This is a genomic window from Flavobacterium sp. RSP49, assembly GCF_003968735.1.
Taxonomy (GTDB): domain Bacteria; phylum Bacteroidota; class Bacteroidia; order Flavobacteriales; family Flavobacteriaceae; genus Flavobacterium.
On record NZ_RYDN01000044.1, the window covers coordinates 1 to 17,539 of the forward strand.

Genomic DNA, 17,539 nt, shown 5'->3' on the forward strand with positions numbered 1-17,539 from the left:
AAATCTAAAATATTCATATCAAATCTGTTTAGATTTTAAAGATACAAAATAATTAGGTGTTAATACGGACAAGCATAATATCTTTTAAGATAAGTAGTTGGAATTATTTAATGACATACTAAAAAATGAGTGAAATAATATTTAACATATAAATCATATAAGAATTAAACCTTAAATGACCTTATGATTGTTATAGTTACATAAGGCTAACATAATCGAAACTTAAACTTACATGGCTTATATGGTAAAAAAAATGCAACATTGTTTTATTCTTATTGCTTAAGCAAAAAAAACTTTGCCTAATCCCTTTTTTTACTTTCATAAATTTCAATAGCCTCAATTATTTCAATTTCTGCTAATTTTGAAATAACTATTTTAAAAACCATATTTAGCATTTAATTGCTTCTCCAAATCTTCCCAAGAAGTTGATAAACTATTCCCGGAATGGTAGACGGTTCTGGCTTCTTCTACTTTTTGATACTGATTATCCGAAACTAGGGAAGCTTTTTCTCAGTTTAAAATAGCGTCAAATATTCCTTCCAAAACGACTAATTTTGAATCATCCTGGATAAGTTTTCCAAAATTCACAATACCCTTTTGTCTAATTTCTTTAGTTTTCATGGGACAAATGATTCATTCAACATTTAATTATTTAATACCATTAAAACAATCAACATTTATATATCAACGACAGTCGTGCTTTTTACTTCGCTAATCATAAATGTGCTGTGCGTACTTCCTATATGTTGTAATGTCGTTAGTTTCGTTACTAAAAACTCTCGATAAGCTTCCATATCTTTTACCACAATTTTCAAGATATAATCATAATCACCGCTCACATGATGACATTCTAAAACTTCTTTTAGTTTCACCACTTCACTTTCGAACTTCGTGAGAAACTCTTTGGTATGCTGTATCAATTTGAGGTGACAAAAAACCACAAATCCTTTCTCGGCTTTGGAGCGATTAATCAGCGCAACATACTTGTCAATAACCCCTTCTCTTTCTAATTTTTTAATGCGTTCATAAACGGCAGTAACGGAAAGATTGAGTTTTAAGGACAATTCTTTGGTTGTTTTCTTACTATCTGTTTGCAATAAAAAAAGTAATTTTTTGTCTGTTGAATCTAATGTCATTGTGTTGCAAATTTCAAATTGATAGATAATCTATAAAAATCCTGATTACCGAACTAATTTAGTAAAAAAAATTAATTATTTAGTGTTATATAGTTTTATAATCTAATAAAACTACAGACTATTGATTTTTAATCTTAAAATATTTTATTTTGAATAGGATTTCTTGACATACCGGAATGTCCAAGCCCTGATAGCAACGGCATCCTTTTACTTTTTTCTTTAAAAAGTAAAAGATAGAGTGAATAGCAGGAATAGCTTCAAATAACAATAAAAAATAATTATGAAAAATTTCAATCCCGCAGACAACATTCAGGATTTGCAGTACTTTGGCGAATTTGGTGGTGTGAATCCCTCTATTTCTGACTCCTCAACCTACACTTTTTTATCGGCAAAAACGATGTTCGATACTTTTGAAGGCAATATGGAAGGCTGTTATTTGTATTCACGTCATTCCTCACCGAGTAATTTATACCTGGACAAAGCCTTGGCAGCCATGGAAGGCACGGAAACAGCGAACGTTTCGGCATCCGGAATGGGAGCGATTACGCCCACTTTGTTGCAATTGTGCGGTTCCGGCGACCATATTGTTTCTAGCAGAACCATTTATGGCGGAACGTATGCATTCCTGAAGAATTTTACACCTAGATTAGGTATCAAAACCACATTTGTTGACATCACAAAACTTGAACTTGTAGAGGCTGCTATTACTGCTGAAACTAAAGTTTTGTATTGTGAGACAGTGAGCAATCCTTTATTGGAAGTGGCTGATATTGAAGGTTTATCAAAAATTGCAAAAAGACATAATTTGAAATTAGTTGTTGATAATACTTTTTCGCCACTATCCGTTTCGCCTGCTAAATTAGGAGCTGATATTGTGATTCACAGTTTGACAAAATACATCAACGGAAGCAGTGATACGGTGGGCGGAGTAACATGCGCCTCTCAGGAATTTATTGATAGTTTAAAAAATGTAAACAGTGGAGCCAGCATGTTATTGGGGCCAACGATGGATAGTCTGCGATCTGCCAGTGTGATGAAAAACTTGCGTACGCTGCACATCAGGATGAAACAGCACAGCCATAATGCGATGTATCTGGCGGAACGTTTTGAAAAAGACGGAATCAAAACAGTCTATCCGGGGTTAAAAAGCCATCCCAGTCATGAGATCTATAAAAGCATGATTAATCCTGAATATGGTTTTGGCGGGATGATGACACTGGATGTTGGAACTTTGGTGAAAGCCAATGCTTTGATGGAGTTGATGCAGGCCAAAAATCTAGGGTATCTGGCGGTGAGTTTAGGCTTTTATAAAACCTTATTCAGCGCGCCGGGAACCTCAACTTCCAGCGAAATCCCTTTGGAGGAACAAATTGAAATGGGATTGACAGACGGTTTGATTCGGTTTTCTATCGGATTAGACAATGATATTGAAAGAACATATCAAAGTATGAAGGCCTGTATGATGGAATTAAATCTGCTAAAATAAGGAGCCATAGTCATAGAATGATTATCCTTTAGCCGCCTATCATTTTTAAGGAAAACTAGAAAACACAAAAAAAGCTTCGAATTTCTTCGAAGCTTTTGCTTTCTGGGTGGAAGACGGGGCTCGAACCCGCGACCCTCGGTACCACAAACCGATGCTCTAACCAACTGAGCTACAACCACCATTTGCTTAGAGGTTGCAAATATACGATATAAGTTTATTTCTGCAAATATTTATTTCAAAAAATTACATGGAAATTAGATCAAATCTGCTAAGCTATTGACTGCCAAATATCTTTCAGTCGTAAAACCTTCTGCATGATCCAGTCCTGCAATCCTTCCTAAATCTCTGGAGCGATAATTCAGGCTTTCCAGAAAGTTTTTGCTTGTTATTGGGGATTCCGGTTCCTTTGAGTTGGCATCATAAAACTGGGAACTGTAGGCTAAAATTGCTTCAATTTTTTTATCGGTAAAACCTGTAATGTCGACTACAAAATCCGGCTCTATATTTTTCCATTGAATGTAATGGTAGACAATTTTTGGCCGCCAAGGCGCTTGCTTTTCGCCTGCTAATGAAGTTTCTATCTTGATCAACCCGGATAAAAAACAAGCATCAGACACCAATTCACTTCCTTTTGCATGATCAATATGGCGGTCATCAATAGCATTGCACAAAATAATTTCCGGCTGGTACTTGCGAATCATTTGTATAATTTCTAATTGGTGTTTTTCGTCATTGACAAAAAAGCCATCCCGCATTTTTAAATTCTCACGCACTGAAACACCCAGTATTTTTGCAGCAGCATTCGCCTCCTGATCTCTGATATCAGCGGAACCGCGAGTCCCTAATTCACCACGTGTCAAATCAATAATTCCAACTGTTTTCCCTAAGGATATTTCTTTTAAAATGGTTCCCGCACAACCCAACTCTACATCATCAGGATGCGCACCAAAAGCCAATATATCTAATTTCATTATTTTCTGTTTATTTTATTAGAAGTTATGCGAACACGCCTTCTCTCTATTATTTACAATACTTTTTTCATTGTCATTGATTTATGGACGCTTTCCTCCCACTCTTTTTCAGGGACGCTATCTTTTGTGATGCCACAACCCATATACAAATATGCGCTAGTCAATGCGAGATTCGAATCAAAATCAATTTGCATGCACCGCAAATTTACAAACAAATCAGAACTTACGGTATTACTAGTAAAACTGCTGTTTAATTCCCCCAGAAAACCGGTGTAAAAACTCCTGTCATACTGCTCGTTCTCTAAAATAAAAGCTTTAGCTCTTTCTTTTGGTAACCCACAAACGGCGGGTGTGGGATGCAATAACTGAATTACTTTTTGCAAGCTGGAATCAGAATTCAAACGTCCAGAAATATCCGTTTTTATATGCCAGATACTTCCCGCTTTGACGCTGTAAGGCTCCGTCACCAAAACTCTGGAAGCCACACTTTCCAGTTTTGAAACAATATAATCCGTTACAAACTGCTGTTCTTCTTTTTCTTTTTTGTGCCAAGTAATTTCGGATAACCCCAAATCTTTCTGCGTGCCCGCCAAAGAAATCGTCTCAAAAACGGCTTCAGTTGCTTTCAGTAATTGCTCCGGTGTAGCGCCCAACCAAGTTCCAATTTTTGGATGATAAAAACAATACACAAAAGTAGAAGGATAAAGCTGTACTAATTTTTCGAAAGTGGAAACCAAATCAAAATCTGCTATTTCAACGGTTTCTTTTCTGGAAAGCACAACTTTATTACATTCGTTATTCTTTATGGACTGAATCCCTTTGAAAACTAAAGCTTCAAAATTATTTTTCGCCAAGGCATCTACAATCGTAAATTCATTTTTAGAAATAGCATTTTCTTTTTTTTCCAAAGTAACCCGCACCATTTCCGATTCATTTTCAGGAATCAAATGCGTTTTTGCTCCATCAAAAGAGGCAAAAACAAACCCTTTTTCGGTAAAATCAACTACTGAAAATAACGTATTATTTTGTTGAAAAAAACCAATAAGTTCAGATGAATCAGGCTTACAATACAAAACAAAAGGTAGTTTTTGCTGAAACTGTTTTTTGGCTTTAGCTATAATTGCTTCCATTATTTGTTTTCGCTTTTTCTTTTTGGCAAAATCATATTAGTCAATTTACAAAGCGATATTAAGATATTATTTTCATCCGTAATTCGTATTTCCCAAAGATGAATGCTTCGCCCTTTGTGCACGATTCGGGCTGTTGCCGTTACAATTCCGTCCCGCTTTGCTTTCAAATGATTGGCTGAAATCTCGATTCCGCGCACTTCACTTAGCTCAGAATTCACATACAGCATAGAAGCGGCACTGCCCACGCTTTCTGCTAAAGCTACTGAAGCACCACCATGCAACAATCCCATTGGCTGATGTACGGATGGATTAACGGGCATTGTGGCTACTAAAAAATCTTCTCCTGCATCAGTATATTCAATATTCAATGTTTGCATTAAGGTGTTTTTAGACACGTGATTGCAATATTGAAGTATTTTTTCTTTATCGAATGTCATATTATTGGCTTTAAAAATGTAAAATTAAATAAAAGATAAGTCACAAAATAGTAATTACAATTGTTATTCTGATTTCGAAATAGATTTTTCTTATTTTTACAAAAAATACAACTAGATGCGTGCCAAAATAGTCCTGCTTTTTATTGGAATAGTATTCTCCATTTGTTCCTGCCGATCTGATTTTGAGACCGTAGCCAGCACCGGTGATTTAACATTTTCTAAGGATACAATTTATCTCGACACTGTTTTCTCAAACATTGGTTCCAGCACGTACCGACTCAAAGTATTCAACAAAAGTAAAAATGACATCAGCATTCCTAGTATTAAATTAGGAAAAGGATTAAGTTCTAAATACCGAATGACCGTTGACGGAATGCAGGGAACGAACGGTAAAATTTTCAACAATGTGACCCTTTTAGCCAAAGACAGTTTGTATATTTTCATCGAAACAACTGTTAATATCGCTGATGCTAACCCAAGCGATTTTTTATACACCGATCAAATTCAGTTTGACAGTGGCGAAAACCTTCAAAATGTGGAACTGGTAACGCTAATTCAAGACGCTATTTTCTTGTATCCATCCCGTTTTGCTGATGGAACCACTGAAACATTACCTATTGGAGATCAAAAAATAGATGGTTTTTATCTGGATGAAAACGATCCTATAAATGGAAATGAGTTACAGTTTTCGAATGACAAACCCTATGTGATTTATGGCTATGCAGCGATTCCTTCGAATAAAACGGCCACTTTTGAGGCGGGAACCCGAGTTCATTTCCATGCTAATTCTGGGCTTATTGTAGCCAATAAAGCCTCCATTAATATTAATGGAACAGTATCTATTACGGATAAACTGGAAAACGAAGTCATTTTTGAAGGCGACCGATTAGAAACTAATTTTTCGGATGTTCCGGGACAATGGGGAACCATTTGGCTTACTGATGGCAGTACAAATAACATATTGAATCACCTGACGATTAAAAATGCCACTATCGGATTATTGATTCAAAATAATGATGGCAGTACGGTTTCTATCAAAAACACTCAAATTTACAACAGCAGTACCTTTGGAATTTTGGCGCAGACCGCAAAAATAAATGGAAAAAACGTAGTTATTAATAATGCCGGATTAGCCAGTTTAGCCTGCACCTATGGCGGAAATTATTCCTTTACACATTCCACATTCAATAACAACTGGAACAGTTCGCAACAAGTGGCGGTTTTGGTAAGTAATTATATTTTGGGAGCAATTCCAGAAGTGAAAGATTTAACCGGAGCAACTTTTAACAACTGCATTATTTACGGTTCCTATTCAAACGAAATGAGTTTAAACAAGAAAACGGGAGCCACTTTTGAATACCAATTTAATAATTGCCTGATTAAATTTGATAACACATCGAATCAATTTGCAACGAATCCTGATTATCAATTCAGTACGGATACGGCACATTACAATGCGATCCTTTTGAACAAGGATCCAAAATTCTTTAATATAGTACAGAACAAATTTAATATTAACGAAACTTCGGCTGCTTTCGCAAAAGGGAATACGACATACCTGATTCCGTTAGATATTACAGGAAACACCAGAAGTTTACCCCCCGATTTAGGCGCATATCAAAACAAAGTATTCCCAAAATAAACAACTTTGAATGACAACACAAACTAAGACAAAACGCATCCTATAATTAACTATTTAGTAACCTGATACACCGATTTAAAGAGTAGTTTTATCAAAAATTTAACTGGAATATCCAATCTATTTTAAAATCAATTTAATCTATTATCAGACTATGAAACAAATCTACTCACTTCTCTTTTTATTTCTTTTCACGGCAGGTTTTGCGCAAGCGCCAGCAGGATATTATACCAATGCCACAGGAACGGGCTACACGTTGAAAACTCAATTATACAACATCATCAAAGACCATACAGTAAAAACGTATGCAGAATTATATGTAACTTATGAAACTTCCGATATTGATAATTTCTTTGAAAAGGACGGAACAGTTTTAGATATGTACTCTGAAAATCCTGCCGGAGCTGATCCATACACATACACTATTGCAACTACGCAACGATGCGGAAGCAGTGGTTACGCAAAAGAAGGAGATTGTTACAATCGAGAACACATTATACCACAATCTATATTCAGCGAAGCCTTACCTATGGTTTCTGATGCGCATTTCATAACGCCTACTGACGGAGAAGTAAATGGAATCCGATCTAATTACCCGCATTCTGTAGTAGCAACCGCTACTCAAACTACCCTTAACGGAAGTAAACTTGGAGCCAGTACAACAGCAGGGTATACAGGTCCTGTTTTTGAACCAATAGATGAATTCAAAGGGGATATTGCCCGTATGTATTTCTATTTTGCCACTCGTTATGAAAATACAGTTGCCGGATACAATTATCCAATGTTCAATAATTCAACTAGTAAAGTATTTACCACCGCATTTTTAAATCAACTGCTGGCTTGGCACAATCAAGATCCGGTAAGTGCCAGAGAAATTGCCCGTAACAACGCTATTTATGCGCGCCAGAACAATAGAAATCCTTACATTGACAATCCAAGTTATGTAGCATCAGTTTGGACTACACAACCTGCCGATACAGAATCTCCAACAGCTGCAACAAATTTGACAGTAACTAGTACCACATCAAACTCGGCTACTCTAACATGGACAGCAGCAACAGATAATGTTGGTGTTACCGGTTATGATGTTTATGTAAACGGTACATTAAAATCTACCGAAACAGGGTTAACTGCTACAGTAAACGGTTTAGTTGCATCTACCACTTATTCCTTTTATATTATAACCAGAGATGCTGAAAGAAATTCTTCGGTTGCCAGTACATCAGTAAATGGAACCACTAAAGCACCAGCTGCCGGTACCACTTTTTGTGCCTCTGAAGATTTTCAAACTATTCCTGCAAATGCAAGTTCTTATGCTACACAAACGTGGACTAACTCAGGAATAACATGGACCTCTACTGATTCTCGTACCGACCAAACATTAAATTCAAGAGCAATTACAATTCGAAATGGCGCTCTTACCTCTTCATCTGTTGCTAACGGCATCAAGGATTTGACAGTTACCACCCAACTTATTTTTTCTGGATCTGCAGGATCTTTTAAACTGAATGTCAATGGAATAGAAGTTGGCACTATCCCTTACAGCAGTACTGCAACAACGACAACAATACCAAACATCAATGTAACTGGGAATGTGAGCATTACCCTTTCTGGAAACAGCACAGCATCAAATCGTGTTCGATTTGATGATCTTTCTTGGACTTGTGCCGCTTCACTTAGAGTTAATGAATTAGAAACAAAAAGTTTTGAAATTTATCCCAATCCATCCAATGGAAATATCAAAATAAATTTCAATAATTCAAATGAAAAATACTCGGTTCAAGTATTTTCAGTATTAGGACAAAAAGTTTTTGAAAAAGAGTATACCAACAGTTCTTCTGCAGCGGTTAACAATCTTCAAAAAGGAGTTTATTTAATTAAAATAACCAACGATTCTAAATCAGTTACTAAAAAACTAATTGTAAACTAATTTAAGCACGAACCATTCCTTCAAAGCGGCATCTATTGCCGCTTTTTTTGTTTTATTTTAGGCTTGATATATACATAAAAAGAAAATTTTTAGCTCCTTTACAACTTAGCGCTACAGGTTTCCTGTTTATTTTTCTAAAAAAAATGCAACTTGTTGTACTTCAAATGCTACTAATTATGGTACTAAAAGTACAGATACCTTCATAATTTCTTAACATATACCGTCATAAAAGTTATAAATTTGCGAGTCTTCAATATTTTCCCATTGGAATGCTGAGACTAACCCCAATAACCAAAACAAATTTAAATTATGAAATCGCCATGACAGAAGCTGTCTCAAACACCAATGAAGATCTGGCGATACCATATTCCTATAAAAAACAAATATTATCTACATATGAAAAAAATCTACTCTGCATTATTATTACTGTTAGTCACAGCAACGATAGCCCAAATACCAAGTGGTTATTACAACACCGCCACAGGAACTGGCTACACACTCAAAACACAATTATACAACGTCATCAAAGGGCATACGGATAACGGATATGGCGGTTTATACACCATATATCAAACCTCGGATAGGGATTATTACTTTGAAAATGACGCCACAATTTTAGACATGTATTCTGAAAATCCTACCGGAACAGACCCTTATAACTACTCCGCCGGAACAACCCAAAGATGCGGAAATTACAGCGTAGAAGGCGATTGCTATAATAGAGAACACATCATTCCGCAATCTACTTTTGGTTCTGCAGCCCCAATGGTTTCAGATGCCCATTTCATCACGCCTACTGACGGAAAAGTAAACGGTCAGCGTTCTAATTATCCGCATGGACCGGTGACTTCAGCGTCTTGGACTTCCTTAAACGGAAGTAAACTTGGAACGAGTACAACTTCTGGTTATTCAGGACCTATTTTTGAACCTATCAATGAATTCAAAGGCGATATTGCCCGAATGTATTTTTATTTTGCCACCCGTTATGAAAATACAGTTGCTGGTTATTCCTATGCAATGTTCAATGGATCGAGTAATCAAGTGTTCACGACCGCTTTTTTAAACGTATTGATTACTTGGCACAACCAAGATCCTGTCAGCACTAGAGAAATTGATCGCAACAATGCCATTGATAATTCTCAAAACAATAGGAATCCTTATATTGATCATCCTGAGTATGTACAGGCAATTTGGAACCCAAGCGCTGATGCACAAGCCCCAACTACTCCAGCAAATTTAGTTGCTAGCGGAACAACATCAAATTCCGTTTCATTAAGCTGGACGGCTTCTACTGATAATAGTGGAGTAACTGGCTATAATGTGTATATGAACAATGCTTTAAAAACAACCACAACCGGAACAACAACCACTATCACCGGGCTAACCGCTTCTACTACCTACTCTTTCTCGGTAAAAGCTAAAGATGCTGCAGGAAATATCTCTGGCCCAAGTAACACGGTGAATGTGACAACTGCTGCAGTAAGTGGTTCAACTGCAACAGATTTATTATTTTCAGAATATATTGAAGGCTCTTCAAACAATAAAGCTTTGGAAATTTCAAATGCAACTGGCGCAGCAATCAACTTATCGATTTACATCATCAAAAAACAAACGAATGGTTCTGGTTCATGGAGCACTGGACTATCGTTAGCAGGAACGTTGAATACCGGTAGTAAATTCACAATCGTAAATAGTTTAATGGCGTCTAGTTGTTATCCTACAAGCTCAGCAAACCTTTCTACATCAGCAACTGAAATGACTTTTAATGGGAATGATGCTGTAGGTTTATTCAAAAATGGCGTCTTAATTGATATCATTGGAACTTTTAACGGTGGAACTGCAAACTTTGCGGCAGATCAAACCCTGAGGAGAAAAGCTACCGTTACGGCACCAACAACTACTTTTAATAAAACAACCCAATGGGGTTCCTTTACATCAGATACGTGTAACAATTTAGGAAGTCGTACGATTGAAAAAACACCAAAAACCAGTGTGGCTTTAGATATAAATGATATTGCCCTCTATCCAAATCCATCCAATGGAACTTTCTCTATCAATAATTCGAATAAAAGGTATGCTATCGAAATTTATTCTATAATTGGTCAGAAAATTTACAGCGACGAAAATAGCACCAAATCAGAAATTACGCTGCCAAATAGTGTAAAAGGAACGTACTTGGTTCGAGTGACTATTGATTCCAATTCAGTCCTCAAGAAATTAATAATCAACTAATTAACAAAGCGGCAAATTGCCGCTTTTTTTTTACTCCAAATTTAATCTTAATTGACTAAATTTGCACCGCAATACAACAAACTACATAACAATGATCCATTTCTTTGAAAACCAAAGCAAGACTGTTTATGCCGTACATACGCAAAACGCATTGAGCGAAGTCGAAATGTCAGCTCAAGACATTTCAAGACTCAACTGGCTTTTTGCCAATTCAAATAAAATAGAAAAATCCGTACTGACGGATTTTTTTGTTGGTCCTCGCGCCACAATGATAACCCCTTGGAGTACTAATGCTGTGGAAATCACCCAAAACATGGGAATATCCGGCATCATTAGAATCGAGGAATTTCATAAAGCGACCGCTGATTTTTCTGATTTTGACCCGATGCTTTCGCAAAAGTACAGCGAATTGAATCAAGATATTTTTACTATTAATGTACTTCCGGAAGCTATTTTGGACATCGATGATATTGCTGCTTACAACAAACAAGAAGGATTGTCTTTGAGTCCGGAAGAAGTAGCATATTTAGATAATCTAGCGCTTAAATTAGGGCGAAAACTAACAGATTCTGAGATTTTTGGTTTTTCACAAGCCAATTCAGAACACTGTCGTCACAAGATTTTCAATGGAAAATTCATCATTGACGGGGAAGAAAAAGAATCTTCTTTATTCAAATTAATCAAGAAAACATCCCAAGAAAATCCGAACGATATTGTCTCGGCTTACAAAGATAACGTTGCTTTTGTAAAAGGGCCTAGGGTACAACAATTTGCTCCAAAAAGCGCTGATAAACCTGATTTTTATGAAGTCAAAGAATTTGATTCGGTTATTTCATTAAAAGCAGAAACACATAATTTCCCAACAACGGTAGAGCCTTTCAACGGAGCTGCAACTGGTTCTGGTGGAGAAATCCGGGACCGTTTAGCAGGTGGACAAGGTTCTTTGCCAATGGCAGGAACTGCAGTTTACATGACTTCCTACTCTCGTTTAGAAGCCCCATTCGACTCCGCTCAGGGTAGCAGACCTTGGGAAAATGGTATGGCCGAAAGAAAATGGTTGTATCAAACGCCAATGGATATTTTGATCAAAGCGTCCAACGGAGCTTCTGATTTTGGGAATAAATTTGGACAACCGTTAATTACAGGTTCTATCTTGACTTTCGAACACGAGCACTTCGATACGCTCAGTGTGACGGGTCGAAAATTAGGGTACGACAAAGTAATTATGCAAGCGGGCGGAATTGGGTACGGAAAATTAGATCAAGCGATTAAGAAAAAACCACAAACAGGCGATAAAATTGTGATACTTGGTGGTGAAAATTATAGAATTGGAATGGGTGGAGCTGCAGTTTCTTCAGCAGATACCGGAGCTTTCAGTTCAGGAATTGAGTTGAACGCCATCCAACGTTCGAATCCAGAAATGCAAAAACGTGCTGCGAATGCCATTCGTGGTTTGGTAGAAAGCGATATCAATCCAATTGTCTCCATTCACGATCACGGTGCTGGCGGACATTTAAACTGTCTTTCGGAATTAGTGGAAGATACCGGTGGATTAATTGATTTAGACAAATTGCCTGTAGGAGATCCTACCCTTTCGGCAAAAGAAATCATTGGTAACGAATCTCAGGAAAGAATGGGATTGATTATTGCGAAAGAAAATATTGATTTATTACAAAAAATTGCGGATCGGGAACGTGCTCCAATGTACCAAGTGGGAGACGTAACCGGAGATCACCGTTTTACTTTTCAATCAAAATCAACAGGAGCTAAACCAATGGATTTCGCTTTAGAAGACTTTTTTGGAAGTTCTCCAAAAGTGGTTATGACAGACAAAACAATTGAAAGAAAGTATACTGATTTAAGGTACGACAAGAAAAACATTTCAACCTATTTAGAGCAGGTACTTCAATTGGAAGCTGTAGCTTGTAAAGACTGGTTGACCAATAAAGTAGACCGTTGTGTGGGTGGTAAAGTTGCCAAACAACAAAATGCCGGACCCTTGCAATTGCCTTTGAATAATTGTGGCGTAATGGCCTTGGATTATCAAGGAATAGAAGGAGTTGCCACTTCGATTGGGCACTCGCCTATTGCTTCATTAATTGATCCGGTGGCAGGAACAAGAACTGCCATTGCTGAATCTTTATCAAACATTGTTTGGGCACCAATAAAAGACGGATTAGACGGAATTTCACTTTCGGCAAACTGGATGTGGGCGTGTAAAAACGAAGGCGAAGACGCCCGTTTATACGCAGCTGTTCAAGCCTGTTCGGATTTTGCAATCGAATTGGGAATCAATATTCCAACCGGAAAAGATTCTCTTTCTATGAAACAAAAATATCCAAATGAAGAAGTAATTGCGCCGGGAACGGTGATTATTTCAGCAGGTGGAAATTGTACCGATATTAGAAAAGTAGTAGAGCCTGTTTTACAAAGAGATGGCGGTTCTATTTATTACATTAATTTATCACAAGATGATTTCAAATTAGGCGGTTCTTCGTTTGCACAAACGTTGAACACTATTGGACAAGAAGTACCAACGATTAAAGACGCTGCATTTTTCAAAAGAGCGTTCAATACCATTCAAGAATTAATTTTAGAAAACAATATTCTTGCAGGACACGATATTGGAAGTGGTGGTTTGATTACGACTTTATTAGAAATGTGTTTTGCCGATGTGAATTTGGGAGCTAAAATAGATTTCTCTCCCGAAGCTTCGGGATTCGAAGAAAAAGACATCATCAAATATCTTTTTGCTGAAAATATCGGAATTGTTTTCCAAGCAAAATCGGATGCTGAAGTGGAATCCAAATTAAAAGAAAATAACGTTTCTTTCTATAAATTAGGAATCCCCTCCCCAGCCCTGCCGGAAGGAGAGGAAGCCAAACTGGAAATAATCAGTTCTTCTCTTGAAACTTTGACTTTCGACATCGCTAAATACAGAGATATTTGGTTCAAAACTTCTTTTTTATTAGACCAAAAACAATCGAAGAACGGAATGGCTCAAGCGCGTTTTGATAATTATAAAAATCAAGCGTTACACTATACTTTCCCTGCACATTTTACAGGAAAAAAACCTGTAATTGATGCTTCTAAACCGCGTCCTAAAGCAGCTATTATCCGTGAAAAAGGAAGTAATTCGGAACGCGAAATGGCAAATTCCATGTACCTAGCCGGTTTTGATGTAAAAGATGTTCACATGACCGATTTAATTTCAGGTCGTGAAACCTTGGAAGACATTCAATTTATTGGCGCGGTTGGTGGATTCTCGAATTCAGATGTATTGGGTTCTGCCAAAGGTTGGGCGGGAGCATTTTTATACAATGAAAAGGCAAAAACAGCTTTAGACAATTTCTTCAAAAGAGACGACACCTTGTCTGTTGGAATCTGCAACGGTTGTCAATTGTTCATGGAACTGGAAGTCATTAATCCGGAGCATGACGTACACGGAAAAATGCTACACAACGAAAGTCATAAACACGAAAGTATTTTTACATCAGTGACTATACAGGAAAACAATTCAGTGATGCTTTCTTCATTAGTAGGAAGTACGCTTGGAGTTTGGGTTTCGCATGGCGAAGGAAAATTCAACTTGCCAATGGGGGAAGAAAATTATACTATTGTTTCTAAATATGCCTATGAAGGTTATCCTGCTAATCCAAACGGATCGGATTACAATACGGCCATGCTTTGCGACAAAACAGGACGACATTTAGTAATGATGCCACACATTGAGCGCTCTACATTTCAATGGAACTGGGCACATTATCCAAAAGATAGAGACGATGAAGTTTCGCCTTGGCATGAAGCTTTTGTCAATGCCAGAAAATGGGTGGATAAACAATAATTTTTTGATTTACCATATTAAAGCGTTCCTGAAAAGGAACGTTTTTTTTGTAGAATTAATTTAAAAGCCCTTTTGATGATTTGTAAGAAAATTTTAATATATTTGAAAATAGACAAAGTGAAACAAACCTTCTCCGATAAACGAGTTATGGGCAAGCCACTAAAACGTTATATGGAAAATGGTTAGTTATACCCTCGATACTTTGATACTAGAATGCTGATAGGACAAAAAAAATAAATAGTTAAGATGAATGAAATTTTTGAAATCGTAGAAAATCTTTTCAGCTCTGGTGGCTTTATGCCTCGATGGATTTGTGGGCAGTGGTCAGAAACGCTCGGTTGGCTTTACATTATGGCAAACATCGCCATTGGAGTAGCCTACCTGTCTATCCCGATCCTCCTATTTAAATTTCTCAAAAAAAGGAAAGAAAAAATATACAATAGGGTGTTCATATGCTTTATTCTATTCATCTTGTTTTGTGGCACTACGCATATTGTGGACGCTATTATATTTTGGATTCCGTTATACCGGCTAAATGCAATAGTCTTGAGCATGACCGCATTGATATCTTGGATTACTGTTTTTGTGCTTTACCGCTTCCTTCCAAAAGCATTACAATATCGATCGCCCGCAGATTTGCAGCTAATCATTGAAGAACAAACGAAAGACTTAGCCATTGCCTACCAAAAGTTATCAATCAGTGAGAATCAATTCAAGACACTAGTAAATAGTAATCCGGATATCATTACGCGTATAGACAAAAATTTAACCTATCAATTCATCAATGATTCGATTAGCAAAGTACGGAACATGGAAGCTGAAAATATTATTGGGAAGAATATGCGGGAAGTTCAGTGGGAAGTTGATAACCAGATAAATGAATCATTCATTCGTCACGTTGAATCCGCTTTCAATACAAATAAAACCGAAACGTTTGAATTTGAAACTTATGCTAATATCAATCAATATAACTATTTTCAACTATCAATCATACCGCTTGAAAAGCAAGCGGGTGAAATGCCTGAAGATGTCTTAACAATAACCAGAGAAATTACGCATCAGAAACTGTATGAGTTAGAACTTAAACGTAATATTGATAATCTCGAGCTTTTGGCAGATCGGATTGAGAAAAAAAGGAAGATATTAGAAGATTTTACGTATATCGTTTCACATAATTTAAGATCACCAGTTGCCAATTTAGCCGCTTTGTTAAATCTACTGAAAGACGAGACAGATGATGAAATGCGAAACATGTTCCTTGAAAAAATCAACATCGCCTTTGAAAATCTTTCTGCTACGGTAATGGATTTGACGAATGTTGTTCGAATACGACAAGATACTGAAATACCGAAAGAAGAACTTTTCTTTCAAGATATTGTATCAAAGCATATAATCAATCTGGAAATGCAGATTAAGGAAACGGCTTCCACTATTACTTACGATTTCAATGCTTGTGAGAAAATTAATTATCCCAAAATTTACCTTGAAAGCATTTTTTTAAACTTATTAACTAATGCGATTAAATATAGATCTCCAAAAAGAGCACCGCAAATTATTTTTAAATCGTACATCAATGAAGATGGAATGATTACCTTAACTTGCCAAGACAATGGAATGGGTATTAATCTAGAAAGGTACGGAGCAAAACTTTTTGGACTAAATAAAACATTTCACGAGCATCCTGATGCGAAAGGTACAGGCTTGTTCATCACTAAGAATCAAGTCGAAACAATGGGAGGCACCATTTTTGCTGAAAGCGAAGTAGATAAAGGAACAAAATTTATTATTTACTTCAATGCCAATAAATCTTTAATCTAAAAAAATGTGTTAATTTTGAAAAAAAAATTGAACTAGACTTTTGAACATTTAGTAAAATAACATTTAAAATAACATTAATGAATAAGATAAATACTTTTTGCATTGTAGACGATGATGATATCTATCAGTTTACTACATCAGTTTTGCTGAAAAAGACTGACCTAGTAAATAAGATTATTGTGTTTTCAAACGGTTTGAAAGCAATTAATTTCCTAAAGGATGAAATGGGCAATAAGGAAAACATTCCTGACGTTCTGTTTTTAGATATAAACATGCCTGTTATGGATGGGTGGGAGTTTTTGGAGGAATACCTGCTTATTAAGCATATGATGCCTAAGACAGTAGTAATTTATATGGTGAGTTCATCTGTAGATGAAAAAGATGTTTTAAAAGCTAAAAGCATTAGCGCACTGTCAGGTTATTTGGTAAAGCCGATATCAACCCAAAATATAATGGAAGTTATTTTAGGAATTCTTAATTGAGTTTTATTTTTACATCAACTTTTAAACCAATTGCAACACAGATTACGTTTTCAGATTAGGTTCACTGCAAATCTCTAGTATGTTTAAAACATCTTCATTGCCAATAGCAAGAATACTTTTCATCGTTCAAATACTAATTTGAGTCCTTTCTTATCACCGCGCTGATTGGCCCTACCGCGCTGATATTCCACAATCGTTAGCGCAGTTTTGCAAACTGTACCCGCAACAGAGAGCAAACAACGAAAAAACTATGAGTACTTCATTACTTTTTACTATTTTACTAGAAACAATATTTCTGCTATGAATAAAACTATAAAAACTAAAGACTAGATTAGAGAATGAATTAGAATTAGTTTTATTATACCAAACGAAAATATAATATAGGCCAATTTTGATAATTGGTTTTTTTTATATTATATTTGGACTATATTATA

The 17,539-nt window shown here is 36.4% G+C and carries 11 protein-coding genes and 1 tRNA gene; 7 read left to right on the top strand and 5 right to left on the bottom strand.

Annotated elements, in window-relative coordinates:
- Positions 1–677: 677 nt before the first annotated feature.
- A complete protein-coding gene (locus tag EKM02_RS13840; RefSeq protein WP_126456119.1) occupies positions 678–1,136 on the bottom strand; it encodes an Lrp/AsnC family transcriptional regulator in 459 nt (152 codons plus the stop codon).
- A 280-nt stretch (positions 1,137–1,416) separates the two neighbouring features.
- Here EKM02_RS13840 and EKM02_RS13845 point away from each other — a divergent pair, with 280 nt between their 5' ends.
- Positions 1,417–2,622: an aminotransferase class I/II-fold pyridoxal phosphate-dependent enzyme gene (locus tag EKM02_RS13845; protein ID WP_126456121.1), complete on the top strand. Its 1,206-nt coding sequence runs from the start codon at positions 1,417–1,419 to the stop codon at positions 2,620–2,622.
- A gap of 104 nt (positions 2,623–2,726) precedes the next feature.
- Here the strand turns inward: EKM02_RS13845 and EKM02_RS13850 are convergent.
- The 4 genes from EKM02_RS13850 to EKM02_RS13865 form a co-directional block, all read right to left on the bottom strand.
- Positions 2,727–2,802, bottom strand: a tRNA-His gene (locus EKM02_RS13850).
- 74 nt (positions 2,803–2,876) lie between these two features.
- Entirely contained in the window at positions 2,877–3,593 is a 717-nt protein-coding gene (bshB1, locus tag EKM02_RS13855) for a bacillithiol biosynthesis deacetylase BshB1 (protein ID WP_126456123.1), read from the bottom strand.
- 53 nt (positions 3,594–3,646) lie between these two features.
- A complete protein-coding gene (locus EKM02_RS13860; RefSeq protein ID WP_126456125.1) occupies positions 3,647–4,723 on the bottom strand; it encodes a chorismate-binding protein in 1,077 nt (358 codons plus the stop codon).
- Positions 4,723–5,160: a PaaI family thioesterase gene (locus tag EKM02_RS13865; RefSeq protein WP_126456127.1), complete on the bottom strand. Its 438-nt coding sequence runs from the start codon at positions 5,158–5,160 to the stop codon at positions 4,723–4,725. The genes EKM02_RS13860 and EKM02_RS13865 overlap by 1 nt, the downstream gene beginning before the upstream one ends.
- Before the next feature lie 115 nt (positions 5,161–5,275).
- On the opposite strand from EKM02_RS13865, the gene EKM02_RS13870 reads away from it, so the two are divergent.
- From EKM02_RS13870 to EKM02_RS13895, 6 genes are all read left to right on the top strand, one after another.
- Positions 5,276–6,802 carry a hypothetical protein gene (locus tag EKM02_RS13870; protein ID WP_126456129.1) on the top strand — a complete coding sequence of 509 codons (1,527 nt, stop codon included), beginning with the start codon at positions 5,276–5,278 and terminating at the stop codon, positions 6,800–6,802.
- 151 nt (positions 6,803–6,953) lie between these two features.
- Positions 6,954–8,729, top strand: coding sequence for an endonuclease (locus tag EKM02_RS13875; RefSeq protein WP_126456131.1), 1,776 nt, complete (start codon positions 6,954–6,956; stop codon positions 8,727–8,729).
- Positions 8,730–9,125: 396 nt separating this feature from the next.
- Positions 9,126–10,961 (top strand): endonuclease, encoded by a 1,836-nt coding sequence (locus EKM02_RS13880; protein WP_126456133.1) that lies wholly within the window; start codon positions 9,126–9,128, stop codon positions 10,959–10,961.
- 91 nt (positions 10,962–11,052) lie between these two features.
- Entirely contained in the window at positions 11,053–14,805 is a 3,753-nt protein-coding gene (gene purL / locus EKM02_RS13885; protein WP_126456135.1) for a phosphoribosylformylglycinamidine synthase, read from the top strand.
- 552 nt (positions 14,806–15,357) lie between these two features.
- On the top strand, positions 15,358–16,623 hold the full coding sequence (locus EKM02_RS13890; protein WP_158614760.1) for a sensor histidine kinase: 1,266 nt from the start codon (positions 15,358–15,360) through the stop codon (positions 16,621–16,623).
- Between the two features lie 77 nt (positions 16,624–16,700).
- Positions 16,701–17,105, top strand: coding sequence for a response regulator (locus EKM02_RS13895; RefSeq protein ID WP_126456139.1), 405 nt, complete (start codon positions 16,701–16,703; stop codon positions 17,103–17,105).
- Positions 17,106–17,539 lie beyond the last annotated feature (434 nt).